General features: G+C 66.4%; 26 protein-coding genes. 12 read left to right on the top strand and 14 right to left on the bottom strand.

The annotated features are described in order from the left end of the window. Positions 1-438: 438 nt before the first annotated feature. The 7 genes from queC (at position 439) to H0488_RS00565 (ending at position 7,639) form a co-directional block, all read left to right on the top strand. Complete coding sequence (gene queC, locus H0488_RS00595) at positions 439-1,137, top strand: 7-cyano-7-deazaguanine synthase QueC (protein WP_183097370.1); 699 nt, start codon at positions 439-441, stop codon at positions 1,135-1,137. Beyond that, positions 1,134-1,769, top strand: coding sequence for a 7-carboxy-7-deazaguanine synthase (queE, locus tag H0488_RS00590; RefSeq protein WP_183097369.1), 636 nt, complete (start codon positions 1,134-1,136; stop codon positions 1,767-1,769). Before queC ends, queE begins: the two co-directional genes overlap by 4 nt. Beyond that, positions 1,766-2,134 (top strand): 6-carboxytetrahydropterin synthase QueD, encoded by a 369-nt coding sequence (gene queD / locus H0488_RS00585; RefSeq protein WP_183097368.1) that lies wholly within the window; start codon positions 1,766-1,768, stop codon positions 2,132-2,134. The genes queE and queD overlap by 4 nt, the downstream gene beginning before the upstream one ends. Further along, on the top strand, positions 2,079-2,924 hold the full coding sequence (locus tag H0488_RS00580) for a GTP cyclohydrolase I FolE2 (protein WP_312856157.1): 846 nt from the start codon (positions 2,079-2,081) through the stop codon (positions 2,922-2,924). Before queD ends, H0488_RS00580 begins: the two co-directional genes overlap by 56 nt. Positions 2,925-3,030: 106 nt before the next feature. Next, on the top strand, positions 3,031-4,830 hold the full coding sequence (locus H0488_RS00575; protein ID WP_183097366.1) for an SIR2 family protein: 1,800 nt from the start codon (positions 3,031-3,033) through the stop codon (positions 4,828-4,830). A 197-nt stretch (positions 4,831-5,027) separates the two neighbouring features. After that, positions 5,028-6,251, top strand: coding sequence for an argonaute/piwi family protein (locus tag H0488_RS00570; RefSeq protein ID WP_183097365.1), 1,224 nt, complete (start codon positions 5,028-5,030; stop codon positions 6,249-6,251). 125 nt (positions 6,252-6,376) lie between these two features. Further along, the gene (locus tag H0488_RS00565) at positions 6,377-7,639 is read left to right on the top strand and encodes a HEPN-associated N-terminal domain-containing protein (protein ID WP_183097364.1); all 1,263 of its coding nucleotides are present in this window, start codon (positions 6,377-6,379) and stop codon (positions 7,637-7,639) included. A gap of 350 nt (positions 7,640-7,989) precedes the next feature. Here the strand turns inward: H0488_RS00565 and H0488_RS00560 are convergent, their stop codons facing one another. Next, complete coding sequence (locus H0488_RS00560; protein WP_183097363.1) at positions 7,990-8,586, bottom strand: TetR/AcrR family transcriptional regulator; 597 nt, start codon at positions 8,584-8,586, stop codon at positions 7,990-7,992. 14 nt (positions 8,587-8,600) lie between these two features. Between H0488_RS00560 and H0488_RS00555 the strand changes: the two genes are divergently transcribed. From H0488_RS00555 to H0488_RS00540, 4 genes are read left to right on the top strand one after another with little or no spacing between them, the layout of a single operon-like run. Next, the gene (locus tag H0488_RS00555) at positions 8,601-10,367 is read left to right on the top strand and encodes an FAD-dependent monooxygenase (RefSeq protein WP_246371240.1); all 1,767 of its coding nucleotides are present in this window, start codon (positions 8,601-8,603) and stop codon (positions 10,365-10,367) included. Next, positions 10,364-10,723: a DoxX family protein gene (locus H0488_RS00550; protein ID WP_183097361.1), complete on the top strand. Its 360-nt coding sequence runs from the start codon at positions 10,364-10,366 to the stop codon at positions 10,721-10,723. Before H0488_RS00555 ends, H0488_RS00550 begins: the two co-directional genes overlap by 4 nt. Beyond that, positions 10,723-11,844, top strand: coding sequence for a VOC family protein (locus tag H0488_RS00545; RefSeq protein WP_183097360.1), 1,122 nt, complete (start codon positions 10,723-10,725; stop codon positions 11,842-11,844). Before H0488_RS00550 ends, H0488_RS00545 begins: the two co-directional genes overlap by 1 nt. Then, positions 11,841-12,779 (top strand): fumarylacetoacetate hydrolase family protein, encoded by a 939-nt coding sequence (locus H0488_RS00540; protein WP_183097359.1) that lies wholly within the window; start codon positions 11,841-11,843, stop codon positions 12,777-12,779. Before H0488_RS00545 ends, H0488_RS00540 begins: the two co-directional genes overlap by 4 nt. A 71-nt stretch (positions 12,780-12,850) precedes the next feature. Here the strand turns inward: H0488_RS00540 and H0488_RS00535 are convergent, their stop codons facing one another. From H0488_RS00535 to H0488_RS00490, 10 genes are read right to left on the bottom strand one after another with little or no spacing between them, the layout of a single operon-like run. Beyond that, a complete protein-coding gene (locus tag H0488_RS00535; protein ID WP_183097358.1) occupies positions 12,851-13,423 on the bottom strand; it encodes a putative antibiotic biosynthesis monooxygenase in 573 nt (190 codons plus the stop codon). 35 nt (positions 13,424-13,458) lie between these two features. After that, complete coding sequence (locus H0488_RS00530; RefSeq protein ID WP_183097357.1) at positions 13,459-13,959, bottom strand: EthD domain-containing protein; 501 nt, start codon at positions 13,957-13,959, stop codon at positions 13,459-13,461. Positions 13,960-13,979: 20 nt separating this feature from the next. Continuing rightward, positions 13,980-15,251, bottom strand: coding sequence for an NADH:flavin oxidoreductase (locus tag H0488_RS00525; protein WP_183097356.1), 1,272 nt, complete (start codon positions 15,249-15,251; stop codon positions 13,980-13,982). Next, positions 15,248-16,093, bottom strand: a complete 846-nt coding sequence (locus H0488_RS00520) for a lysophospholipid acyltransferase family protein (protein WP_183097355.1) — start codon at positions 16,091-16,093, stop codon at positions 15,248-15,250. The genes H0488_RS00525 and H0488_RS00520 overlap by 4 nt, the downstream gene beginning before the upstream one ends. Then, the gene (locus H0488_RS23795; protein ID WP_246371239.1) at positions 16,090-16,320 is read right to left on the bottom strand and encodes a 4-hydroxy-2-oxovalerate aldolase family protein; all 231 of its coding nucleotides are present in this window, start codon (positions 16,318-16,320) and stop codon (positions 16,090-16,092) included. The genes H0488_RS00520 and H0488_RS23795 overlap by 4 nt, the downstream gene beginning before the upstream one ends. Then, entirely contained in the window at positions 16,317-17,087 is a 771-nt protein-coding gene (locus tag H0488_RS23790; RefSeq protein ID WP_183097354.1) for a hypothetical protein, read from the bottom strand. The genes H0488_RS23795 and H0488_RS23790 overlap by 4 nt, the downstream gene beginning before the upstream one ends. After that, complete coding sequence (locus H0488_RS00505; protein ID WP_183097353.1) at positions 17,084-17,251, bottom strand: hypothetical protein; 168 nt, start codon at positions 17,249-17,251, stop codon at positions 17,084-17,086. Before H0488_RS00505 ends, H0488_RS23790 begins: the two co-directional genes overlap by 4 nt. Continuing rightward, entirely contained in the window at positions 17,248-18,936 is a 1,689-nt protein-coding gene (gene mhpA / locus H0488_RS00500; RefSeq protein WP_183097352.1) for a bifunctional 3-(3-hydroxy-phenyl)propionate/3-hydroxycinnamic acid hydroxylase MhpA, read from the bottom strand. The genes H0488_RS00505 and mhpA overlap by 4 nt, the downstream gene beginning before the upstream one ends. Next, positions 18,933-19,970 (bottom strand): VOC family protein, encoded by a 1,038-nt coding sequence (locus H0488_RS24845; protein WP_183097351.1) that lies wholly within the window; start codon positions 19,968-19,970, stop codon positions 18,933-18,935. The genes mhpA and H0488_RS24845 overlap by 4 nt, the downstream gene beginning before the upstream one ends. Beyond that, complete coding sequence (locus H0488_RS00490) at positions 19,967-20,845, bottom strand: alpha/beta fold hydrolase (RefSeq protein ID WP_183097350.1); 879 nt, start codon at positions 20,843-20,845, stop codon at positions 19,967-19,969. The genes H0488_RS24845 and H0488_RS00490 overlap by 4 nt, the downstream gene beginning before the upstream one ends. Before the next feature lie 2 nt (positions 20,846-20,847). Between H0488_RS00490 and H0488_RS00485 the strand changes: the two genes are divergently transcribed. Continuing rightward, positions 20,848-21,582 carry a TetR/AcrR family transcriptional regulator gene (locus H0488_RS00485; protein WP_312856156.1) on the top strand — a complete coding sequence of 245 codons (735 nt, stop codon included), beginning with the start codon at positions 20,848-20,850 and terminating at the stop codon, positions 21,580-21,582. A 383-nt stretch (positions 21,583-21,965) separates the two neighbouring features. On the opposite strand, the gene H0488_RS00480 is transcribed toward H0488_RS00485, so the two are convergent. From H0488_RS00480 to H0488_RS00470, 3 genes are all read right to left on the bottom strand, one after another. Continuing rightward, complete coding sequence (locus tag H0488_RS00480) at positions 21,966-22,718, bottom strand: SDR family NAD(P)-dependent oxidoreductase (RefSeq protein WP_183097349.1); 753 nt, start codon at positions 22,716-22,718, stop codon at positions 21,966-21,968. Between the two features lie 26 nt (positions 22,719-22,744). Then, positions 22,745-23,641, bottom strand: coding sequence for a zinc-binding dehydrogenase (locus H0488_RS24840; protein WP_220794062.1), 897 nt, complete (start codon positions 23,639-23,641; stop codon positions 22,745-22,747). Positions 23,642-23,744: 103 nt separating this feature from the next. After that, on the bottom strand, positions 23,745-24,167 hold the full coding sequence (locus tag H0488_RS00470; RefSeq protein ID WP_183097347.1) for a nuclear transport factor 2 family protein: 423 nt from the start codon (positions 24,165-24,167) through the stop codon (positions 23,745-23,747). Positions 24,168-24,189 lie beyond the last annotated feature (22 nt).

Raw genomic sequence — 24,189 nt, 5'->3', positions numbered from 1 at the left:
CAGCGTGGCCAGCGCTGAAGGTTGCCGCGTACGCAGGCGCCGTGTCGCTCAGGGAGCGAAGCCCCAGTCCGGCTGAAGCTACCAGTACGTCCGGTTCGAAGCCGACATCTCGTGCGGTGGCGATGAGTCGCTTGACCTGGCTCCAGGTCTCGCCACGGTACAGATCGATCAGCGGCGAGGTCGTTTGCGATCGGGCCACTGACTTCGTCCACACCCGGGCGCGGGCTTCCACCTCCCCACGGGGAAGATTGCGAGCCATCAGTTCGGGGCGTGGGGTCGCCAACTTCCTGTCAGTGCAGGTGACGATGATCGTCAGTTTCCGTCGCGACATGACCTCACAGCTTCCGAAACTACATGTTCGACGCGGCTACTCTATCGTGTAGTTTCGTTGCTATGGAGTAGGACCGAGGTTGTGTACAGATGGAGAGGATGAGGCGCATGACGAGGAAGGCCGTCGTACTGCTGAGCGGGGGACTGGACTCCACCACCGTGCTCGCGATCGCCAAGGACCAGGGTTTCGAACCGTACGCCCTGAGCTTCCGCTACGGTCAGCGCCACGAGATCGAACTCGCCGCTGCGCAGCGCGTCGCGGAGGCAGCCGGAGTCTCTCGGCATGTTGTGTGTGACATCGACCTACGCGTGTTCGGCGGATCCGCCCTCACGGCCGACGTCGAGGTCCCCAAGCATGACTCCGCCGCGGAGATCTCCGGCGAGGAGATCCCGATCACCTACGTGCCGGCCCGCAACACGGTCTTCCTGTCGTTCGCTCTGGCCTACGCGGAGGTGGTGGGAGCGACCGACATCTTCATCGGCGTGAACGCGCTCGACTACTCGGGCTACCCGGACTGTAGGCCCGAGTTCATCGCCGCCTACGAGCGCATGGCGAACCTCGCCACCCGCGCCGGAGTCGAGGGGAACGAACTCAGGATCCACACTCCGCTCATAGAGCTGACCAAGGCTCAGACCGTCGAAATCGGCAAGCGGCTCGGAGTGGACTACTCGCTCACGTCCTCGTGTTACGACCCGGACGACCAAGGCCGGCCATGCGGCCACTGCGACTCTTGCCTGCTCAGGCTCAAGGGCTTCGCTGAGGCGGGTCTCGAGGATCCGCTTGAGTACCAGGGGTCGCAGGCGTGACCTACAAGGTCAAGGAGATCTTCTACACCCTCCAGGGTGAGGGTGCCCATGCTGGACGCCCTTCCGTGTTCTGCAGATTCAGTTCCTGCAACCTCTGGACCGGGCGCGAGAAGGACCGAGAGCGCGCCATCTGCAAGTTCTGCGACACGGACTTCGTTGGCACCGACGGCGAAGGCGGCGGCAAGTTCCGCGACGCCGAGGCTCTCGCCGACGCAGTTGCATCGAGGTGGCCCCATGGTTCCGGCGGTGAACCCATGGTTGTTTGCACCGGCGGGGAGCCGCTGCTGCAACTTGACGCTCTCGCCGTACGGGCCCTCAAGGCTCGAGGCTTCTACGTAGCGGTCGAGACCAACGGAACGATCGAGCCGCCGGCCGGGATCGACTGGCTCTGCGTCAGCCCCAAGGTTGGCGCCGAGTTGGTGGTCCAGAGCGGACAGGAGTTGAAGTTCGTCGTCCCCCAGGGCGGCGTAGACCCTGTGTCATTCGAGCACCTGGACTTCGCCAGCTTCCGCGTCCAGCCGATGGATGGCCCCGACCTTCCCGCCAACACCGAGCTCGCAGTCAAGTTCTGCATGGAGCACCCGCGCTGGCAGCTCAGCCTGCAGACCCACAAGTACCTGGGGATTCCGTGACACACACAGCTGAGATCTACCGCGAGTTCTCCTTCGAAGCGGCGCACCGCCTACCGAACGTCCCAGAGGGTCACAAGTGCGCTCGCCTCCACGGTCACTCATACAAGGTCGAGATCCATGTCCTCGGGCCCGTCGGCGACGAGAGCGGCTGGGTTCAGGACTTCGGCGACATCAAGGACGCCTTCAAGCCCCTCGAAGACCAACTCGATCACTACTACCTCAACGAGATCGAAGGGCTCGAGAACCCGACCAGCGAGGTTCTCGCCAAGTGGATCTGGGATCGCCTGATCGCGGTGCTTCCAAACCTCAATGAGATCAGGGTCCGAGAGACCTGTACTTCCGGCTGCGTGTACCGAGGGGCGTGAGCGAATGCAGCTGCCTGACATTCAGGACCAGGCTGACCGTCGAGGGATCGAACTCGACGAGGTTGGAGTCGCTGGAGTGCGATACCCAGTCCGGTTCAGCGACGGAACGACACTGCAGAGCGGGGTTGCATCCGTTGATGTGACGGTTCGACTCCCCGCTAATCGCCGCGGCACGCACATGAGCCGGATGCTCGAACTCGTACACGAGCACCTCCGTGACTTCGACCCGCGGGAACTGCCCACCACCCTCAAGGCAGCTGCCGACCGATTGGACGTCGACGGTGTGCGGCTGGCCGTGTCACTGCCGATTGCATTCGAGGTCGTCTCGCCCGCGTCCGGCATCGAGGCATGGCAAGCCAGCGACGTCTCGATTCATGCCGCGCTGAACGACGACGCCGTCGTGGCGCGCACGACAACGGAGACCGACGTCACGAGTCTTTGTCCGTGCAGCAAGGCGATCAGCGACTACGGCGCTCACAATCAGCGCAGTCGAGTGAGCCTCACCGTCTTGGGGATGTCCGACGACGTGTATCCGCTGCCGGTTCATCGTCAGTTCGACATGATCCGCGACGTTGGGTCAACTCCGGTCTTTCCGATCATCAAGCGCGTCGACGAGCGTGTCGTCACGATGAATGCGCACGACAACCCGGCATTCGTTGAGGACATGGCGCGCGATCTTTCTCAGGCATGCCGTGCGCTTGGAGTCGCGCACGAGGTGCGGGTTCGGAACTTCGAGAGCATCCATAGCCACGACGCAGTCGCTGCAGTGACCTGCACCAACATCGGTTGACCGTGGACCGCCGGCGACTCGAGATCCGCCACTTCCGCGGCAGCAGGGAACTCACCTGGAGGATCCCGGCAGAGCGACCCTTCATCGCACTACTGAGGGATGGAAGGTGAACCTCGAGGACCGCGGCAACTTCATCCGCGCTTGGGCTATAAAGCCCCAGCGCTTTGCTTGGCTACTCGGCGCTGGAGCTAGCGCTCTTGCGGGACTGCCGACCGCGAGCCAGATCCGCGACGATCTTCTGCTCCGCCTCTACGCCGATAGGCACGGGCTCGTCCGCCAACACCTGCATCCCAACGACCCAGCCATACAGGCTGCCCTCGATGCGTACTTCAACGGCCACAATGGGATGGTCCCGTTCGGGACCGACGACGACTACTCCACGGCATTCGAGCTAGCACTGCCCGAGGAGTCCTCGCGCCACGAGTACCTTCAGGGTCTCCTGTCCGGCCGCAAACCCAGTTATGGCCAGCGCATCTTTGGCGCCCTCATCAGTGCGGGCCTGGTGAACATCACGGTCACCACCAACTTCGACGCGCTGATCGAGCAGGCCGCCGCCGAGTCGTTCGCCACGGTGGGCGATGCCAACAAGCCGACGCTCCTCAACGTCGCTGCCCTCGGAAGTTCCGACCGGGCACGACAGATCCTCAAGCCGTCGGCCCACCCCACGCTGATCAAGCTGCATGGTGACTTTCAAGAGTCGGCGTTGAAGAACCTTAAGTCCGAGCTCGCCAGCCAGGACGCGGTCTTACGGCAATCCGTTCACGATGCGAGCCGGAGCATTGGGCTCGCCGTAGTCGGGTACAGCGGCCGCGACGACAGCGTTATGGAGATGCTCGAGTCAGCTTCTAAGGTCGACGGTGCCTGGCCAGCCGGGCTCTGGTGGTTCACGCGCAACCGTGACCGCACATCGAACCGTGTTATCTCTCTGCTGCAGGACGCACAGGATCTCGGAGTGTCAGCGCACCTGCTCGAACTGGAGACGTTCGATGAGTTGATGGTCGACTTGGCCAAGCAAGCCGATCTGACTGCCGAGGCACGCAAGTACGTCTCAGGCCTGCAGCCGCGGGCCCAGCGAACTGCGGCAGCGCCGCCGACGGCAACAGGTAAGCACTACCCGATCATTCGGTACAACGCCATCCCCATTCTGTCCGCACCGGCGACAGCCTTGCGCGCCACAATCTCCGGAGTCGACCACGAGGAGTTTCGGGCACGATGCAGAGAGACCGACTGGCGCGGCGTCGCGGTCATGGCAGGCGGTGCCGTTTGGGGATGGGGCAACGGCGAGGAGTTCAGCGATCTGGTCGGGAGCCGCGCCGAAGTTGTTGACCTCGATCTCACGTCGGGCGTATTGGAGCCTGGCCCACACGCGCTTCTTGTCGACGGACTGACCCGAGCCATCGCCAAGGCCCTACCCGCCTGGCCCAGGATCACGCGCCGGCACAACGAAGTGGTCCTCGAGGAATGGGACGATCTGACCCCCGAGCGCACTGAACTACTGCAGATGTTCAAGAACGTCTACGGCGGCCACGTGGCCGGGCGACTCATTGACCGCTACGGGCCCGACCGTGACGGCCAGCCAAGGCGGTGGGCCGAGGCTGTCAGACTTCACGTGGAATTCCGGTGGGGGCTTACCTGGCTCATCTTCTCGCCGTACACCTGGGTCGATCGCTGGGAACGCTCTGACGAACAGCAGGACGAGCCGGACTCGGCGTCGGAGTGGCGCCGCGAGCGGTGGGTGCAGCGTAAGAAGAACGAGAAGTGGGCCGAACTGATCCAGGCGTGGACCACGGCAATCGCGCCGGGTCGTAAAGCAGCGTCACTCCGCCTTCCGTACGCCGCAGATCCGAAGACGTTCGGCGGGTTCCGCGTCGGGGCGACCTCCGCGTACAGCTGGAGAGCACCATGAGTGCTAGTGCCCTACAGCCCGGCCAGCCGTGGGCCCCCCACGCCTGGCTCCCGGAACCCCTGCTGAAGTTCGACAATTCTGCGAGGCCGCGAACGGCCGGGAACCCGCTGCTCGGGCTGCTTCAACACGGCCCCTATGCCGGGCCACCGACCGGAGTTGTGCGCGTCGCCACGATCACCATGACTGGGCAGCGGGAAATGCTCTACGCCTTCCTAAGGGGTGCCACTTTGGCACACGAGCCCAGTGACCGGCACGCTTACGTGCCCCGTTTCCCCGGGTTCACCAATCTGGTTCGCGCGGAGCTGCTACCTCAGCGAGCCGCGCACGTCGACCTGAGCTCGGACGCCCCGGGTACAGGCTCAGACGCTCACGAACGGCTCAGCGAAGTCATCGCGCGAGCAGTTGCGCAGCTGCAATCGATCAGGGACAGCTGGGACGTGATTGTGCTTCTTCTCCCTCGCGCCTGGGAGCCGCTCCGCCGCAGCCCAGACGGCTCCTACGATCTGCACGACCGCCTTAAGGCGACCGCTGCACCCTTGGCCTGCCCGATCCAAGTGGTGCGCGAGGCGGGCGCGCTTCAGTTCCCCTTGTACTGCTCGATGTACTGGCGCCTCTCGATCGCGCTGCTGACCAAGGCCGGGGGCGTCCCCTTCCGGATAGTCCAGCCGACGCCGACCGACACCGCCTACATCGGTCTGGCATACGCGATCCGTGGAGGTACGGCCAACGAGTTCGTCACCTGCTGCTCGCAAGTGTTCGACGCCGAGGGCGGCGGGTTCGAGTTCATCGCGTACAACGTCGGCGCCGACCGCGACCTTGACAACCCACACCTGACCCGCGAGGAGATGCACACCGTCATGACCCGCAGCGCGAGTCTGTACCAGCGCCGTCGTGCGGGAGCCATGCCAGCCCGTCTTGTCGCGCACAAGACGACCCGCTGGACCCCAGATGAGATCGCCGGCGTTTTCGACGCCTGGAGCGCGGCCGTGCCCGAAATCGAATGCCTGCAGGTGCGTTCCCAGACCCCATGGACTGGGGTCGCCCTCCGTGAACACAAGGACAACAAGGGTGCAGAGCCACACGACTGGCCTGTAGATCGAGGTTCCCTGCAGTACCTCTCCTACCACGAGGCGCTCCTCTGGGTATCCGGCACGGCACAAGGCGTTGGAGTGCGCGGAGGTAAGTACAACCAGGCCGCGAAGGCACTGCCAATGCCCATCTCCTTCGAGCGCGACGCAGGACAGGGGCCTCTCGAAGTGCCCGCAGCCGAGATCCTCGCCCTCTCAAAGCTCGACTGGAACAACGACGCTCTTTACGGCCACACACCGGTCACGATCTCGTACAGTCAGAAGCTGGCGAAGATGATCGGACGCGTCCCCGACCTCCCCGATGACAGCTACCAGTTCCGCCTCTTCATGTAGACAGAAGTTGAGTGCCGCACATCCCGAGTGGTACGCCCAAGTGCAGGGACTTTCAGCCGACGGTTATCAAGCGTCCAACCTGCCCAAGAAGGGAACCGAGGCTCGATGAGCATCATGATGACGCCATGGGTCTAGCGAAGAGGTGGGCGGAAGAACTCGCGGCCCGCGGCTACGACGACGTCGAGGGATCGATCTGTCTAACTCATGTCATCGATCCCGCACTCGAAGCCGATCTCCGCGAAGAAATCACGCCCGGAGTCTGCGGCCTTTGTGGCGAAGAGGCGGACGAGCCAGCTGTAGTTCCGGTCGAGACTCTCATGGCGACGTTCATCGAATCCTTCCGGTACTTCTTCACGACGTCCGATGAGTTGCCATGGGACAACGAGGACGGCGTCTACGTTGGTCCCCAGTTCGACACGCGCGAGGCGGTCTACGAGTTGGCCGCTGACGCGTTCGAGCCCGCGGTCATCGATGACGCCCTTGAGCTTGTCTCGAGTGCGATTGGCGACGACAACGAGTGGACGACCTGGGGGACAGCGGCGGACACTGACGATCTCGACTACGAGTGGACGCAGTTTGCTGAAACCGTGAAGCACGAGGCGCGTTTCGTCTTCCTGGATGACGACACGCGCCACGACCCGACATCACGCTTCCTCCGCAAACTTCGGGAGTACGTCAACGAGAAGAACGGTCTCGTGCGATCGCTGCCCGCAGGGACGCCAGTGTTCAGAGGCCGACTCTGCGAGAAGCCAGGCGCGATTTCCCCGACCGCAGAGGCCCTGGGGCCCGCTCCGAGAGGTAGGGCGGCGGCCAACCGCATGTCTCCCCAGGGAATCTCGCTGTTCTACGGATCCTCCGATCCTGAAACGGCGGTCGCCGAGATTGCAGGGCACGGCGTCGACCCCCTCGCGGTCGTCGGACGTTTCATTACCACTCGAGATCTGACCGTCCTTGACCTCACGGTTCGACCACGCCTGCCGTCTCCCTTCGACCAAGGGCGACGTCGGGAGTACCGGATGCTTTCGTTCCTGGGATCTTTCGTGAGCGCGATAACGGCGCCCGTGATTCCGGATGGTCGCCAGCACGTCGAGTACGTGCCCACGCAAGTCGTCACTGAGTATCTTCGTCGGGTCGCTGCAGTCGACCTGGACGGGATCGTTCTACCCAGTGTCCAAACCGGCAGACAGACGTTCGTGCTCTTCTTCGATTCAGACGGTGTCGCGAACGGCACGGACGAGCCAACGTCGCCGTCGCTTCGTGACGAACTTCTCGGCTTGCCGGCAGCGCCCCCAGCGGCGATCTTGGACCCCAGCAACGTGGCGACGTACCGGGTGACGCGCACCTACGGGATCGAACCCCTTTACTCACTGCGTGGTGCCAGCGTGTAGACGCGGTCGCCTGGATGAGACTCGCGCGCGTCGCCACGTCGGCGACGGGGTGAAGGCGGTGGTGTGAATGCCAGGGGACGGGCAGCCCCTTCGTTGCGCGCACGCCACTCGCGTCACACGCAACCCGCACTCGCGGCGGCCTCGGACGGTTGGTGGTTCTAGTTGACCTGACGTGGGGGCCGCGAATGAGATTCGATCCATGCCGCGTTTATGCCCCGAAAACCTGGTCGGAGCCGTATGTAGTGAATTGGCGAGGTCCCCAGGTGTCTGTGCGGCGATCCGGTCCGCCGAGGCAATGATGACCACCAGAGCCGGGACCTCGGCCTGTGATCGGCAGCCCGGACGAGTTGTCACTCGGGCAGTGGCTCGGTCGCTATCTCGCGGGCTTCGATCGGATCGACGCCGAGTGCGCGCAGCACCAGTTCGGCTGCGTCGGTGCCGGCGTCGCGCCAGGCCTGGTGGCCTTGGAGCACCATCCAGATCGCGCTGACCGTCGCGCCCATGATCAGCGAGGCGACGCTGAGGTCGCGACCTGCTGTGACGGTGTAGCGGCCGGCCTTGATGCCCGCCGCAACGTCTGCCATGGGCGGCCCCGCGACCATGCTGCGCAAGGATTCATCGGTCAGCGCGAACCGCGCGAGGAACTGGCCGAGCGGGGGATCCGCATGGGCTCCGCGCACGAGCATTCGCATTCCGACCGCGAGGCGAAGCGGGGGATCGGTGATGCCTGCGGCGTCCATCACTTCGACGTTGGCTTGGTGCAGCTCGACAGCCAGGTCCCCGCGGACCTGGTCGAACAACGCATCTATCGATCCGACGTTGCGGTAGAGCGTGCCGCGGGCCACGCCCGCCTCGGCGGCAAGGTCGCTGATCGAGACGTCGGCGTGGCCGCGCTCCGCGAACAGCCGGATGGCTGCTGCGCGGATGCGGCGTTCGGTCGCACTCATGTTGAGAGTGTGACATGTATCGGCTCGATGAGACACTATTGACACGTATTGAACAGAAGTGTTCAATAGGTGGTGTGGAGAGAGTTCAAGTTCTGATCGCCGGCGCTGGCCCGGTCGGGCTCACACTCGCTCACGAGCTCGAGCGACACGGCGTCGAGACCCTGCTCGTCGAGCGCAACGCGGGTACGACGCAGCACCCCAAGATGGACATCACCAATGGGCGCTCTATGGAGCTCTTCCGGCGCTTGGGTATCGCCGACGACCTTCGCGCCCGCGCCGTCCCCAGCGATCACCCGGTGAAGGTCACTTGGGCGACGGGCGCTGCCGGGTGGGAGCTCGCCTCGTTCGCCTACCCGTCGGTCGAGGAGGCGCGGGCTCTGGTCGCGGGCACCAACGACGGCACGCTGCCTCTCGAACCCGCGATGCGGGTCTCCCAGGTCGTCCTCGAGCCCGCGCTGCGTGACTTGCTGGTCGCACGTGCCGATCACGGTCGGGTCGAGTATGGCTGGGGTCTCGACTCGTTCGCCCAGGATGACGACGGCGTGACGGCCGAGCTCGTCGAGACGGCCACGGGCAGTCGCCGAACCGTCCGCGCGTTGTACCTCGCCGGCTGCGACGGTGCGGGCAGCCGGATCCGTCGCGGTCTCGGGATCGGTGAGCACCAGATCGATCTCCGCAGGCTGGCGGTCAAGCAACTGGGGGTGCGCCGAACGGTCGGCAGCCTGCTGCGCAACGTGCGGTACGACGGCACCCGACCGCCCGACGGTCGTTTCTACCTCGTTCACTTCCACTCCCGCGACCGCGAGATCCACCGACGCTTCGGCTACGTCTGGCATCTGCAGTCTCCGGAGGGCTGGACCCTCATCTCCCAGGACGACGGTGAGATCTGGACCCTCCACTCGCCACTCGGTGTCGGTGTTGATGCCGACTCGATTGATCCGGTGCAGTTCGTTCGCGACCGCCTCGGTCACGACCTCGACGTCGACGTGCAGGTCGCCAACGCGTGGGTGCCGCGCCTCGTCGTCGCGGACTCCTTCGGCGCCGGGCGGCTATGGCTCGCCGGGGACGCGGTCCATCAGGTCACGCCGACCGGTGGCTACGGCATGAACACCGGCGTCGGCGACGCGGTCGGCCTCGGTTGGGCGCTCGCCGCCAATGTCCAGGGCTGGGGCACACCGGGCCTGCTGAAGGCGTACGCCGCGGAGCGCCGCGCCGTCGCAGTCCGCAACCGCGACGCGGCTGCACGCCACGCGCTGGTGCGGGCCGCGATCATGACGACCGACTGGCGCGACATGCACAGCGAAGGTTGGTCTGGCGAGCGCACCCGCCGTCGGCTGGGGCGCGAGATCGCCGACCTCGGAAACCTCGAGAACGAGGCACTGGGCATCGAGCTCGGCTATCGCTACGACACCTCACCGATCATCGCCCACGAGCCCGGCCCGGCGCCGAAGCAGACGATGGACGCCTACGTCCCCTCCACCACACCCGGCGTGCGGCCGCCGAGCATCAAGCTCGTCGACGGGACAGCCATCTTCGACCTGTTCGGCCCGGGGTTCACCTTGCTCTGTTTTGCCGAGCACGACACGGCAGCACTGGAGAAGGCCGCCGCTGCGGTCGGCCTGCCGCTCGAGGTCGTCGACGTCCGCGACCCCCACGCCCGCGCCCTGTACGAGCGTGACCTCGTCCTCATCCGCCCGGACCAGCACGTCGCCTGGCGTGGCGACGTCCCGCCCGCCAAACCGCATTCGCTCATCGACCTCGTCAGGGGAGTCGCCGCATGAACACCGTCCTGTGGGTCCTGCAGATCGCGCTCGCCCTCATCTTCCTCGGCGCGGGGCTGATGAAGGCCACTCAGTCCCTGGCCACGCTGGAGACGAGGGTCGGCGGTTGGGTGCACGACGTGCCCCTTCCGGTGATCCGGCTGACCGGCGTCGCCGAGATTCTCGGAGCGGCCGGGCTGATCCTGCCCCGCGCCCTCGACATCGCCCCGGTCCTCACCGCCCTTGCCGCCGGAGGCCTCGCGATCGCCATGGTCGGCGCGATCGTCGTGCACGCCCGCCGCGGAGAGCACCGAGAGGTCGCCTTCAACGGCGTCCTGCTTCTGCTCACGCTCTTCGTCGCAGTCGGCAGGCTCTGATGGGCACGCACAACGATCTGCACAGCGAGCAGGGTGCGCTGCGTGGCGAGCACCCGGGCCGGGCAGCCAACCCGGTCATCAAGGTTGCCGATCTCGCCTGGCTCGAGTTCGAGAAGCCCGACCTGGCCGCTGCTGAGCGGTTTGCCCACGCCTTCGGGTTCGCGACCGTGAGCCGGACCAGCGAGGAGGTCCAGCTCCGCGGTGTCTACGCCGGCAGCCCGGCCGTCATCATCCGACGCGGAGCCCGATCGCGCTTCGCAGGCACCGCGTTCCGGGCTGCTGAGGGCAGCGACCTCCTGCGGCTGGCGAACGCCACCGGCACCCGGGTAGACGCATTGCCCGAGAGCCTCGGTGGCGCGGTCGTCGACCTCACCGCGCCCGACGGCGCCGGTGTCCGTGTCGTCGCCGGCACCCACGAACTCCCTGCCCAGCCGCCCCAGGAGCCGCTGGTCGTCAACACCGGGGGTGAGGTACGACGCGTCAACGCCACCCAGCGGCCGCCGCGCGCGCCGGCCGTCGTCGAGCGCCTCGGGCACGTCGTGCTCCAGAGCACCCGTTACCGCGAGAGCCTGGACTGGTACCTGACGCACCTCGGCATGATCGTCAGCGACTTCCTCTACTACCCGGGCCAGCGCGAGCGGGGGCCGACGATGAGCTTCATCCGGTGCGACCGTGGCTCCGAGCTGGCCGACCACCACGCGCTTGCGATGACACTGGGCCCCAGCAACCGATACGTCCACTCGGCCTACCAGGTCAGCGATCTCGACGCGCTCGCGGCAGGCGGCGAGCACCTGCTCGACCTCGGGTACGACCGATCGTGGGGGATCGGCCGGCACATCCAGGGAAGCCAGATCTTCGACTACTGGCGCGACCCCGACGGCTTCCTTGTCGAGCACTTCACCGATGGCGACCGGTTCGACAACACCCTCGAACCGGGCTGGGCACCGATGACCGCGTCCGGACTGGCCCAGTGGGGACCACCCGCGACCAAGGACTTCCTCGGCATCGCGCCCGGACGCGAGTCCTTGAGGGAACTGCGAGCCATGGCCACCGCTCTTCGCCAAGACAACGAGTTCGACCTGTCCCGACTGCGGGGCCTGATGAAAGTGGCAACCTCATGAGCATCTCCGTCCTCCGCACCGCCGACGCATGGTGGGTCCAGACCGCCGAGGGCGCCGTCCGCGTCAACACCACCGCGGCGACGACCGCCGAACTGCTGGCGGATCGGGCGGCCGTCGAGACCGCCCGCACCGGTGGCGAGGCGGTCTCCGTCGAGTCGCTCGAGCTCGTCTCGCCGGTGACCGCGCCCTGCCGCGTGGTCGCGCAGATGACCAATTTCCGCTCGCACGTCATCGACTCGGGGATGGATCCAGACAGCATCCCGTTGACGTTCTTCCGGAAGACGTCCGGCTCCATCTCCGGCCCGTACGACGAGATCGTCCGCCCTGCCCACGTGCGGTTCCTCGACTACGAGGTCGAGGTAGGCCTCGTGATCGGCCAGCCACTGACCGTGGGCACCGAGATCACCGCGGCCAACCTGGAGGAGTACGTCGTCGGGCTGGTGGTCACCAACGACGTCAGCGCGCGGGACCTGCAACTGCCCAAGACCCAGTTCTTCGAAGCGAAGTCCTACCCGACGTTCACGCCGGTCGGCCCGGTGCTGCTGCTGCTGGAACCCGGTGAGCTGGACCGCTTCGGCGACCTGCGCCTGCACCTGTCGGTCAACGGAGAAACCCGCCAGAACATGATCATCGCCGGCGACATGGTCTTCCCGCCGATCGAGGCGCTGCAGGCGCTGTCGCGCTTCCAGAGGCTCGACCCCGGCGACCTCGTCCTGACCGGCACACCGGTCGGCACCGCGCTGTCTGCTCCTCCGAAGGTCGTGCAGCTCATCGCCAACCTCCTACCGGCGCACGTGAAGTGGAAGGCGTTCTTTGACAAGCAGGCGAAGAATCCGAAGTACCTCCAGCACGGCGACCTGGTCACGGTCAGCGTTGCCACCGATGACGGCGCCCTGGACCTGGGGAGCCAGCGCACCCCGGTGACGCACGCATAACATCCGGTGGAGCCGCCCTGGTGGACCACAGTCGAAGGGTTGGGCCGCACGTGCGGCAGGAGCGCTGTTGGCTACAGGCCGCGAGCTCTGGGCGACTTCTCGAGCAGCCATCGCGCCAGGAGCCGGTGCAGCCCGGGCATCACGATCCACGTCAGGATGCAGACATTGGCGATGGCGTTGACGACGATGACAGCAGGCAGAGGCAGCTCGGGCGCCGTCAGCGTGCGGAGCTCCGTCACGACGTACGAAACCGGGATCAGCCCCGCGATCACCACCAGCGCCTGCTTCCAACGGACCGGGACGCGCCCACCCGCATCCGCGAACCAGCCGGGGAAGCCGTTGAGGACGTTGATGCTGCGCTCGGAAACTGCCAGGTCGTCCATGCCGCGGAGGACCTCGGCGCGCTCGGGTGAGGCAAGCCATTGGTCGAGATGTGCACGATCGATGAAGGTCAGCAATGCCACGGTCTCGACCTGAACGCCGGGCACCGAGGCTACAAGTTCGTCGCGCACGAGGCCTCCTTGCGCCCGCGCAGCGGCGACCCCGGTGTCGTGAAGGATCCGCTGTGCGTCCTCTGCGCCCGCCCGAAGCCGGACAGCGCTGACGAGTGTTACCTGCTCGCTCACGTCCTGGGCGGTGCTCATCGTTGTTCCTGTAGCTCGTGGGGCTGGGTCGCAGCTCAGCCGAGCATGACGTGTTCGGTGGTGAAGAAGTACGACGAGCGGCTGAGGTCGATGAAGTTCTTCTCGTCCTCGGCGAGCTTGTTGTTCGCCTGTGCTCCGGCAGGCGTAGCCAAGGCGGTGGCCAGCGCAAGTGCCGAGCGGAACCAGACCTCGGTCACTCCGTCGAATGGCGGCATGGTTCCGCGGCTCTCACGCAGCGTCAGGTTCAGGGCCGCCTCGGTGGTGTGGCTCTGGACGTACCTGTATGCGCCGAGCTGCTTCACCTGTTCGGTCGCGAACGGGCCGTGCTTGTAGAGCCAGTAGTCGTAGAACTCGCGCGGGGTGAGATCCGGTCGACGCTGGATCGCGCACACCAGCTTGATCGGTGTCGTGATGGCTGCTTCGGCGGGCTGGGGCACAAGCGTCGCGGCCAGGGCGCCGAGTCCGGCGGCAGTCGCTCCGGTGATCAGGGTGCGCCGCGTCGGGCTGGTGCCGTTGCGGCTGTCTTCGATCGACATGGATTCTTCCTGTGTTGTGGTCACTGGGCTGGGTGCTCGTGGAAGCGTTGGATCATGGCTTTTCGTTCGTCGCGGATGTCGTCGCTGTAGCAGTCGATGGGCATGCCTCCGAAGCGGGCGATGCACCCGTTGCAGTAGCCGCAGACGGGCCGGACAGAGATGTCGCCGACGGTGTTGCGGTAGAGGTGGGGGTCGGCGATCATCGCCCGAGCCGCTGAGACCGCGTCGACCTTCCCGCTTGTGATGGCGGCTTCGATGCCTGCCTTGGTGTGGAAGCCACCGACGCAGATGACGGGTACGTCGAGAGCGGCGGCGAACTGCTCGGCCTGCGAGAGGTTGAAGCCCTCCTGGGGCGGGCGTAGCAGCTGGGCGACGCGTTCAGCGATGGGCGCCAAGGCGAACTGGACGACCTTGCGGCGCCGTGTGTTGTAGCGGCCGGCGCCGACCGTGAGGCTGGTTTTCAGGAAGCCCCGGTAGTTGCCCTGGACCATCCCCGGCCACGACTCGTAGTGGCCGCGGGAGACCTCGACCGCGTCGATTCCCTCGTCCTGGAGCAACTGAGCGACCTGGACCAGCTCGCCGGTGGTCGCGCCCTTGCGGAAGGGAAGGTCGTCGGTGCCGTTCAGCTTGACCAGGATGGGGTAGTCCTCGCCGAGTCGTGATCGGAGCCCGCGCAGCACCTCGATCAACAGCCTGGCGCGGTTCTCGAGGCTTCCGCCGTAGGCGTCGTTGCGGCGGTTGGTGTGCGGGGTGAGGAACTGGCTGAGCAGGTAGCCGTGGGCGGCGTGGATCTGGACGCCGTCGAATCCGGCCTCGCGTGCCCGTTCACCTGCGGCGGCGAACGACTCGACCACGCCGGACATCTCGTCGAGCCGGAGAGGCGACGGCTTCGTGCCGTAGAGGGGCTCGCGGACCGAGGAGGCTGAGACGAGCCGATCGACGCCCGGTGCTGGGTGGCCGATCTGGCGGCCGCCGTGGTTGAGCTGGGCGACGAGCTTGACGTCGTGGCGGTGGGCGAGGTCGACCCAGCGGCGAAGGCCGGGGATCTTGTCGTCGGTGTCGATGCCGGCTTGGCGGTCGGCCGACTTTCCCTGGAGAGAGACGTAGAGGTTGCCGGTGATGATCATCGGCGTTCCGGCCTCGATCATCGGTTCGTAGAAGGCCAGCAGTTCGTCGGTCACGAATCCCTCGTCGGTGGCCCGAGTCTCGCTGGTGGCCGACTTGAACAGGCGGCCGCGAACGGTCATGGACCCGATGGCCAGTGGGGTCGCGAGCGTCGGGGCGCTTGTCATCGCCGTTCCTCCGCGAGTGCGGTCAAGGCTTGTTGCATCTCGGATTCGACGCGCGTCGCGAAGTCGGCAGCCGATTCCTCGGGCCCCGCGGTCATCGCCGGGAGCACGCGGGTGGCCAGCTTGGTGGGAAGTGGCAGATAGGGGAGCAGCCCGACACCACCGACGTTGAGGCCCCAGGGAAGCGAGACCGACACCGGCAGCGCCTTCACCCGCAGGGTCTTGTCGAGCCGGAGCGCTCGAGCCAGGCGCTGGCCGTCCGAGAGCACCATCAGGGACTCGCCAGCGCCTGCCGTGACGATGGGGACGATCGGGACGCCAGCGTCTATCGCGAGCCGGGCGAAACCGGAACGGCCGCCGAAGACGATCTTGTTGCGATCCTTGAAGCCCTTGAACGCGTCGAGGTCTCCGCCGGGCATGACGAACACGTGCCCGCCCTCCGCGAAGCCAGCCTCCGCCGCCTCCCGCGACGCGGGCCTGGCACCGAACGGCTCGAACAGCTTTCCGACCCGCATTGTCCAGGCGATCTGGTGGGTGAGGAAGGTGATCGGTCGGTCGATGCCGAGACTGTCGAAGGTCGCGAGCGCGGCGAAGACGTTGAGGTCGACGATGCCGCCGAAGCCGTGGTTGGCCACGAACAGCACCTGCTGATCGGGCTTGAGCAGTTCACCGGAGAGTTCCAGCCGGTGGTATCGGCGGACCCAGTCGATGCCCAGCTTCTTCAGGATGCTCAGCGTGGTCAGCACGGCATCGGGGACTCCGGAGTCCTCATGCGGCTGCAGATCCTCTTCGACCGCGTCTAGTACGGCGTCGGCCAGGGACTCCGCGTCTTCGCGCTCGCTCATCGAGCGCTCGCCAGATCGAGCGCGATGTCGACGATCATGTCTTCCTGGCCGCCGATCAGCTTGCGTTTGCCGGCTTCGGCCAGCAGCGTTCGGACATCGACGCCGTAGGTCGCCGATGCGGCCTGGGCATGCCGCAGGAAGCTGGAGTAGACGCCGGCGTAGCCGAGGGTCAGGGTCCCTCGGTCGACTTGGATCGGTTGTTCCATGAGCGGCCTTGGGGTGGTCATGCGATCTCTCCGATCACGGGGCCGATGACTGGGACGGTCCGGTCTACGCCGTACGCATGGACCGCGGTCAGATGGGTGGCCTGCTCGGTGATCACGGCCCGGATGGTCGGAGACTCGAGCAGTCCGTCGATGGCGGTGCGGTCGGGCAGGCCGAAGATGATCGCTCCGTGGTGCCGGTGGCTGGGCGGGTGGATGTGCGAGGTGCCTGGCGTGCGGTGGGCGACACCTGTGAAGGGCAGGAACGTGTAGGTCCGTACGTCGCGGGCGCCGGCCGCGTCGAGTGCCGGCCCGAACGTCGTATGGACGAAGGACCGGAACGCCCGGTAGCTGTGCCCTCGGCGACGTCGCAGCATCAGCACAGTGCGATGGCCGACCGTCGGGTCGTGGGTGGGGGTCCACCAGCGCGCACCGCCCGGTCCGCATACGTGGCCGAGGACGTTGTCGAAGACGTTCTGCTCGTCCCGGAAGATCGTGTCGAGCATGCCGTAGGCGGCTCGTGCCATCTCGGTGAAGCTCGCCAGTCGTACCTCGGTGACGCCGTCCCAGCGGAACGCCGGGTCCGGGGTCACCCCGACGGTTGGGGTCGCCGGCCAGTAGCCGACGTCGGTGCGGGAGAGGTGGTACTGGTTGTACTCCATGATGTGTCCACCGCGCTTGACCAGCTCGGCGTGAGGGCCGGCCCAGTAGGCGTCGGCCTCATCGTGGGGCAGGTCGGAGCGGAGCAGCACCGGATAGATGGCCGACAAGGTGTTGATGGGCCGACTCATGGCTGGTCACCCCGGTTGTGCGCGTCATCAAAGGTGGCCTCGACGGTGCCGAGCGGCCGCCCGTCGGTGGTGGTGAGGGACGCGGTGACCTGGCATCGGGCGAGGACTGTGTAGTCCTGTCGCACCAGATGGTGGTGGACATCGACCCGGGTGGCGGTCGTCATGAGGCCGTGACTGACACGCGCGTGGCCAGGCCCAGTTGGTCGGTGAGGGCAGTGGTGAGGGAAGCGCCGTCGCCGACGCCGAAGACGAACTTGTCCGGGCGCAGCACGACGAGACTGCCGTGCCGGATCCCGGCCTTCTTCAGCCACGCCGTCCAGGCTCCGGTGGTGTCCTCGAGGTCCACCAAGCCGGCCTTGCGCCGGCCGTCGCCGATCTCCCCCTGGGGCCGGGTGCCCGCGGCGAAGACGGTGGCGAAGGTGGCTTCCACCTGCTCCCAGTGGTGCAGGTGCTCACCAAGCGCCTCACGAGGGTCGATGCCCACACCGACCACCGTCCAGCCGAAGCCGACCGCGTCATCGAAGCGAGTTGGGCGGCCGTCGTACCGGCGCACCATCGGCTGCGGGGACAACGTGCCCTCGACCCCGCGCACGCCGCGCGGAAGCCCGAGATAGCAGCCCTTCTTGAGCCGCGGCTTCGGCTTCATGCCGGCCCGCTTGACCCACTTGCCCAGGCCGGGGGTGCGCAGTGAGGCGGCCATCGCGAGGTCCCTGCTCCGGGCGCGCATCGGGTTCTTGATCGAGACCAGGGACTTGTTGAACACCGACAGCTTGATCATCGCGGTCGCGTGCGGTCGGCGCTCGGTCTCGTAGGTGTCGAGGATGCTGTCGGCGGCGCCGTGCTTGAGGATCGCGGCGAGCTTCCATGAGAGGTTGTCGGCGTCACGGATCCCGGCGTTCATGCCCTGGCCGATGAACTGCGGCGTCATGTGCGCGGCGTCTCCGGCAAGCAGGACCCGGCCCTCGCGCCACTTGTCCGCAACGACGGCGTTGAATGTGTAGACCAGCTGCCGCTTGACCTCGACCTCGTCGGGGTTGACGTAGCGCGAGATCAGCTCGCGGACGGTCTCGTCGGACTCGAATCGCTCCTTGCTGTCCTGGTCCTTCAGTGCGAACTCGAACCGATGGTGCCCACCGGGCTGCGGGCAGGAGACGGTCGGCATCTCCGGGCTGCAGACGAAGTCGAAGTACGGCAGGTGCCGGAACGCGTCGACGCCTTCCTTCGCTTTGAGGTCGACGACAAGCCAGCGCTCCGGGTAGGACTTGCCGGTCATGTCGATGCCCAGGTTGAGGCGAACGACGCTGCGACCGCCGTCGGCGCCGACGAGGTACTTGGCCCGCACCGATTCGCGGCTCTTCTCGTCGACGACGTTCTCGTGCCGGCCGTAGCCGCTGCCGGTGCTGGCGGCGTGGAGGACGTCGACGCCGCCGGGGTCCTGGGCGAAGTCCACGACCTCGCGGCCACGCCGGATCTCAACGCCCGGGTAGCGGTCGAGTGCCTTCTCCAAGGTGGTCTCGAGGTAGGGCTGGTAGAGGAAGTTGGTGACCGGCCACCACAGGGGGCGCTGAGACTCCTGGAACTGGATGAGAACGTCGCCGTTGGCCTTGACCCACTGGACGATGGAGTCGACGTTCATGTCGGCGTGCAGTTCGTCGGCAACGCCGGCGGTCTGGAAGATCCGCAGTGCTTCGTCGTCGGTGTAGACGGCGCGGGCGTTGCCGTAGAACTGGGGCTCCCGCTCGAGCACCAGCACGCTCACGCCACGGCGACCGAGCAGCGTGGCCAAGGTGAGGCCGGTCGGCCCGAGGCCAGAGATGACGACGTCGTACTGCGTGCTCGTGCTGGTCATGCCGGGGCTCCTGTGAACGGGGTGCTGAGTTCGGGAACGTTGATCTCTGGACGACGGGCGTTGCGGGCGGCTTGCCGCAGCTGGCCGAGCTTGTCGAGGACCCCGTCGTGGACGGGGGTGTGGCCCCAGATGCTGATGCCCTGATGGGTGGCGACCTGCCAGGCGGCCTCGAGCTCGGGGGTGATAACGATCGGGTTCCAGCCGACCTCGAGCTCGAACCCGCTCGGCGTCACGCAGTAGAAGGAGAGCTCGCGGTCGTTGGTGTGCTGGCCGACCGACCAGGCCATCCGGAACCCAAGACGCCGGACCCGCTCATAGGAGCTGATCATGTCCTCGAGCGATGCTGCCTGGATGTTGACGTGCTGGGCTCGCGTGCGGATGGGGTCGATGTTGAGGCCCTGCACGTTGGCGACCGCAATCGAGTGGTGGCGCTCGTTGACCCGCAGGAACCGGATCTTCAACGTCAGGCCGCTGATGTTCTCGTCGATGAAGTCAGAGAGCCGGGAGTCGAAGACGGTGTTGTAGTAGCCGTGGATGCCACGCGGGTCGCGTGAGGTGATCGCGACGTGGCCCATGCCGCCCTCGCCGGTGACCCAGCCGCTGTTGATCATCCGCAGCGGCCTGCTGGTGGTGGTCGGGGTCGTGAAGATCTCCTGGACGATGCCCTTGGGGCCGGCGAACCGCCACAGCCGCTCGACACCGCGCAGGGCAGCCTCCTCGGGGGTGCCTTCGGCGAGGGGTACGCCGCGCTCGGTGACGCGCTTGACGATCCGGTCGAACGTCTCGTGGTCGTCGACGTGCCAGCCGACCGCCATCAGGTCCTCGGCTGGTCCGCGCTGGATCAGGAACCGGCACTCGCGGTCGTCGAGCCGGAAGCGCAGGACGTCCTCGGTGACCTCGTCGACGTGGAGGCCGATCGCGTCGGCGCCGAAGCGGCGCCAGTCGGTAAGCCTTTGCGACTCGACCACCAGGTAGCCGAGGTGGACGGCGCCGAAGACCGACCCGTCGGTGTTGGGCCGGAAGAAGTCGCTCACGGCTGCGCCTTGTCGCTGCCGAAGAAGTCGATCGCCATCGCGTTGAACAGCTCCGCCCGTTCCCACTGCACCCAGTGGCCGGTGTTGGCCACCTGGAAGAGGTCGCAGTTGGGCATGGTGTTGGCCAGGGTCACGCCGCCGGCGGGCCGGTTGACCTTGTCGTCTCGGCCCCAGATCACCAGGGTCGGTGCCTGCACGCTGGCCAGCCGCTTGTCGCGGGTGAAGTCCATCCTGATCAGCGTCTTGAGTGCGGTCGGCCCTGACGGGCGCCGAAGCGGGGGGTTCGCGACGACCTCGGGCTGGATGCTGGCCTGGTAGCGAAGTTCGATGAGGTCCTGCGGCACGCTCGCGCCGTCAAAGACGAGGTACTCCCGGATGAAGGTCTCCAGCTTCTCGCGGGTCGGCCCCTCGCCGCCGTAGTAGCTCAGCAGGCTGTTGAGGCCCTTGGTGGGCAGCCCGCGAGTGGTGCCGATGCCGCCCGGGCCCATCAGGATCAACTTGTCGACCTTGTCGGGCCGGTCCATCGCCAAGCGAAGGGCCGCGGCGCCGCCGTACGAGTTGCCCACGAAGTGGGCCTTGTCGATGCCGAGCTCGTCGAGCAGGCCGCGCATCGCGCTGGCCAGGTCGCCGAAGGGATCGCTGTGGTCGAGAGTCTTCGAGGACTGCCCGTAGCCCGGCATGTCGGGGACGATCACGCGGAAGTGGGCGGCCAGCGCCTCGATGTTGCGCGAGTAGTTCGAGCCCCCGGTTGCGCCTGCGCCGCCCCCGTGAAGCAGGACGACCGGGTCGCCCGTGCCGGCTTCGATCACGAAGATGTCGCGGTGGCCGACGCGGATGGAGTGCTCGGTGCGGGGGAGCTCGTTCGTGGTGGTCATCAGTGGCCCTCTCTTGGCTAACTGATGAAAGCATCACTAACGATGAGACCCTCTGTCAAGTGTTTCTGATGAAGTCATCAGGTATGATATGGGTCATGACAGAGACCGCTGCCGCCCCGACACGGGTCGATCGCCGCCGCGAGCGGACCCGGAACGCACTCATCACGGCGGCCCAGGAACTGCTGGCCGAAGGACGGTCGAACGCGAGCATCCAGGAGATCACCGACGCCGCAGACGTCGGGTTCGGCACCTTCTACAACCACTTCGAGTCGAAGGAAGCGCTCTTCACCGAGGCCGTCGAATCCGCCCTGGACGTCTGGGGCGCCTTCCGCGACGAGATCGTCGCCGGCCTCGAGGACCCAGCCGAGATCTTCGCGACCAGCTTCCGAATGTCGGGTCGCCTGCAACGCCAGCTACCCGAGCTCGTGCGCGTCATCCTCAACGCTGGCGCCTCGATCCTGCTGACCGACCGAGGGCTACGGCCGCGAGCGATGGCCGACCTCCGGCGCGGGATCGAGACGGGCCGGTTCACCATGCCCGATCCAGAGTCAGCGCTCATGGCCGTCGGCGGCGCGCTGCTCGGGCTGCTGCAGATGCTCGACGCGAATCCCTCGCTTGACGATGCTCAGATCTCCGACACCTTCACCAAGCATGTCCTTCTCCTGCTCGGCTTGGACGCGGGAGAAGCATCCAGGATCGCTGCGCTTCCACTGCCCGAGGTGCCGCAGGTCCTCTGAACGGACGGTGAGCAGCCAGTCACGCACCTTGGCATGGTGGATGATTTGCACGGCCGGTAATGACGGTCAGGTCAAGGGCTTCGACAACGACAGGTAGCCGCCGCAATCAGGGGCGGAGTGCCGCGCCGCGGTGGCGTCATCCCTCCGCCGTCGTACCCACGTTGTCGGCTTCTCCGCGCTCGAGTCGCTCGTCCTGGTCACGTTCATCACCAATGACGTGTCCGGGCGCGACCTCCAGATCCTCAAGAGCCAGTTCTCGAGACGAACCTTTCCGACCGACCTTCGCCTCAACTGGGAAACGCCTTGGCTCACGCCGGCGCCCACCGGGTCTCGTTCGGCACGGTGCCGGAACGCTCAGGTCCCCGCCCGCCACGGACCGGTCGTCACCACATCGCCAGGCCGCCGGTCACCGGGAGCGAAGCGCCGGTGATGTTGGAACCCGCTGCGGAGAGGAGGAATGCCACAGCCTCCCCGATGTCCTCGGGCCGCTGTCCGCGACGCAGCGGAACCTGCTGCTCCTGCCGGGTCCACTGCTCGGGGTCCAGCGTGTCCCAGATCGGGGTCCGGACGATGCCCGGGCAAACGGAGTTTACGTTGACGTTGTGCGGGCCTAGTTCGAGCGCGAGCGTCTCAGTCATCATCACGATGCCGGCCTTGCTGACGTTGTAGATGATGTACTCCTCCACCGCCTTGCGGGAGACAAAGGACCCGATGTTGACGATGCGGCCACCCTCGCCGCGCTGCTTGAAGTACACCCCGGCGGCTTGGGCGGCGAAGAAGGCGCCACGAAGGTTGATCCCGGTGATCCGGTCCCAGTCCTCCTCGGAGACGTTCTCGAAACCGCACTGAGTCGCCACGCCTGCATTGTTGACCAAAGCGTCGTAGCGTCCGAAAGACTCGAGGATCGAGGTCAGGACCGCACGAGTGTTGCCGGGGTCACTGACGTCGTGGGCGAAGGCCTGTGCCTGCGCACCTTCAGCGCGCAGCTTCGCGGCCGACTCCTCGACACGCTTCAGGTCGATGTCGGTCATCGCGACGGTGGCTCCGTGCCCGGCCAGGACCTGGGCGATGCCCAGGCCCACTCCCTGCCCGGCGCCAGTGACGACGACCACGCGGCCGTCGAGAATGTCAGTCATCCGTTCGCTCATCTCCTTGTGTTCGTCTACTTGTAGCTGGCGATCAGGCGACCGCGGACCTCGCCGCGGTGGAGTCGCTCAAGACCGGCGGGGATACCGCCGAAGTCGGTGTGCTCGGTGCGCGGCTTGATGTCGCCGCTGCTCATCCAGGCCAGGACGGCGGCGATGTCGTCCGCAGTTCCACCCACGTTGCCCAGCACCTTCACGTTCTTCATGATCAGCGGGTAGGTATTGATGGTCGCCTCGAGCTTCGCCATTCCGACCACGACGACTCGGCCGTCGTCGCCGATGACCTCGATGGCGCCAGCCGTGGTGGTGCCGAAGCCGGCGAAATCCACGATGACGTCGAGGTCGAGGCCGGCGAACTCCGTGACGTCCTTGACGACCTGCTTGGCGCCGGACTCCATCACGCTGTCCCAGGCGGCCTCGTTGATCTCGGCGACGTGCACCTCGGCGCCGGTCAAGATCGCGACCCGTGCGCCAATCTGACCGAGTCCGCCGAAGCCGATGATGCCGACGCGTTCGCCGGCCTTGACCTGGCCGGTGGTGATGACCGCGGCGTGAGAGGTCATACCGGCGTCAGTGGAGGTTGCCGCGATCTCGAAGGAGACATTGTCGGGGATGGGAACAAGGGCCTCGGCCTGGGCGAGCACCTTGGTGCCGAAGCCTCCGTTGCGCATGTACCCGTGCCAGCTCAGCATCGGGAACACCACGACGCGGTCGCCGGCCTTGCGGCTGCTGACGCCGGGGCCGACTGACTCGACGAGACCGGCGATCTCGTGGCCGGGGATGACGGGAAGGTCCATCATCTGGAGCCACTTCTCGTCCTCGAACAGGGAGGCGTCAGAGTGGCACAGGCCGGCGGCCTTGACAGCGACGACAACCTCGCCCGGCCCCGGCTCGGGGTCGGGAAGAGTGACCACCTCAAGTGGGTTATTGGTATGGGTGAACTGCCAACCCTTCACGGGTTCTCCTTTGTTAGGCGGCCGTGCGTCAGCCGGGTAGGGGCGGGGTGTTCGGGGTGACTCAGTAGCCGGCGAACCAGTAGGGGTCGAGACGGACGCTGGCGAACTTCCAGCCGTCCGGCTTGCGGGTGTAGGTGTCGAAGTAGCGGCCGACGAACCGGACCGGGTGGACGTCGCCTTCGCGGGGCTGGTGGTAGACGGTCACGTACCAGGTGCCCTCGGCAGAGTCGCCGTCGACCTCGATGCGCGGGGTGGTGGCGTGGTGCAGGCAGGCGGGGGCCGGGTCGGGGGCGACGAGCTGTCCGGCGATGCCCGCGGTGATCGCGGCCGGGCCGGCGAACACACCCCAGTCGCCCAGGTTGCACTCGCCGTCTTCGGCGAACAGGGCACCGAACGTAGCGGCGTCGCCGTTGTCGTACGCCCAGGAGTACTCGGACCTGAGACGGATGATGGCGGCGACGTCGTCGCCGTAGGAGCTGGTCATCTGCTTCCTTCTTCTTGTGAGG

Origin of the sequence: Nocardioides pelophilus (genome assembly GCF_014180685.1) — a bacterium.
In the GTDB taxonomy this organism is placed as follows: Bacteria; Actinomycetota; Actinomycetes; order Propionibacteriales; family Nocardioidaceae; genus Nocardioides; species Nocardioides pelophilus.
This window is presented reverse-complemented; position numbering and strand designations above follow the sequence as displayed.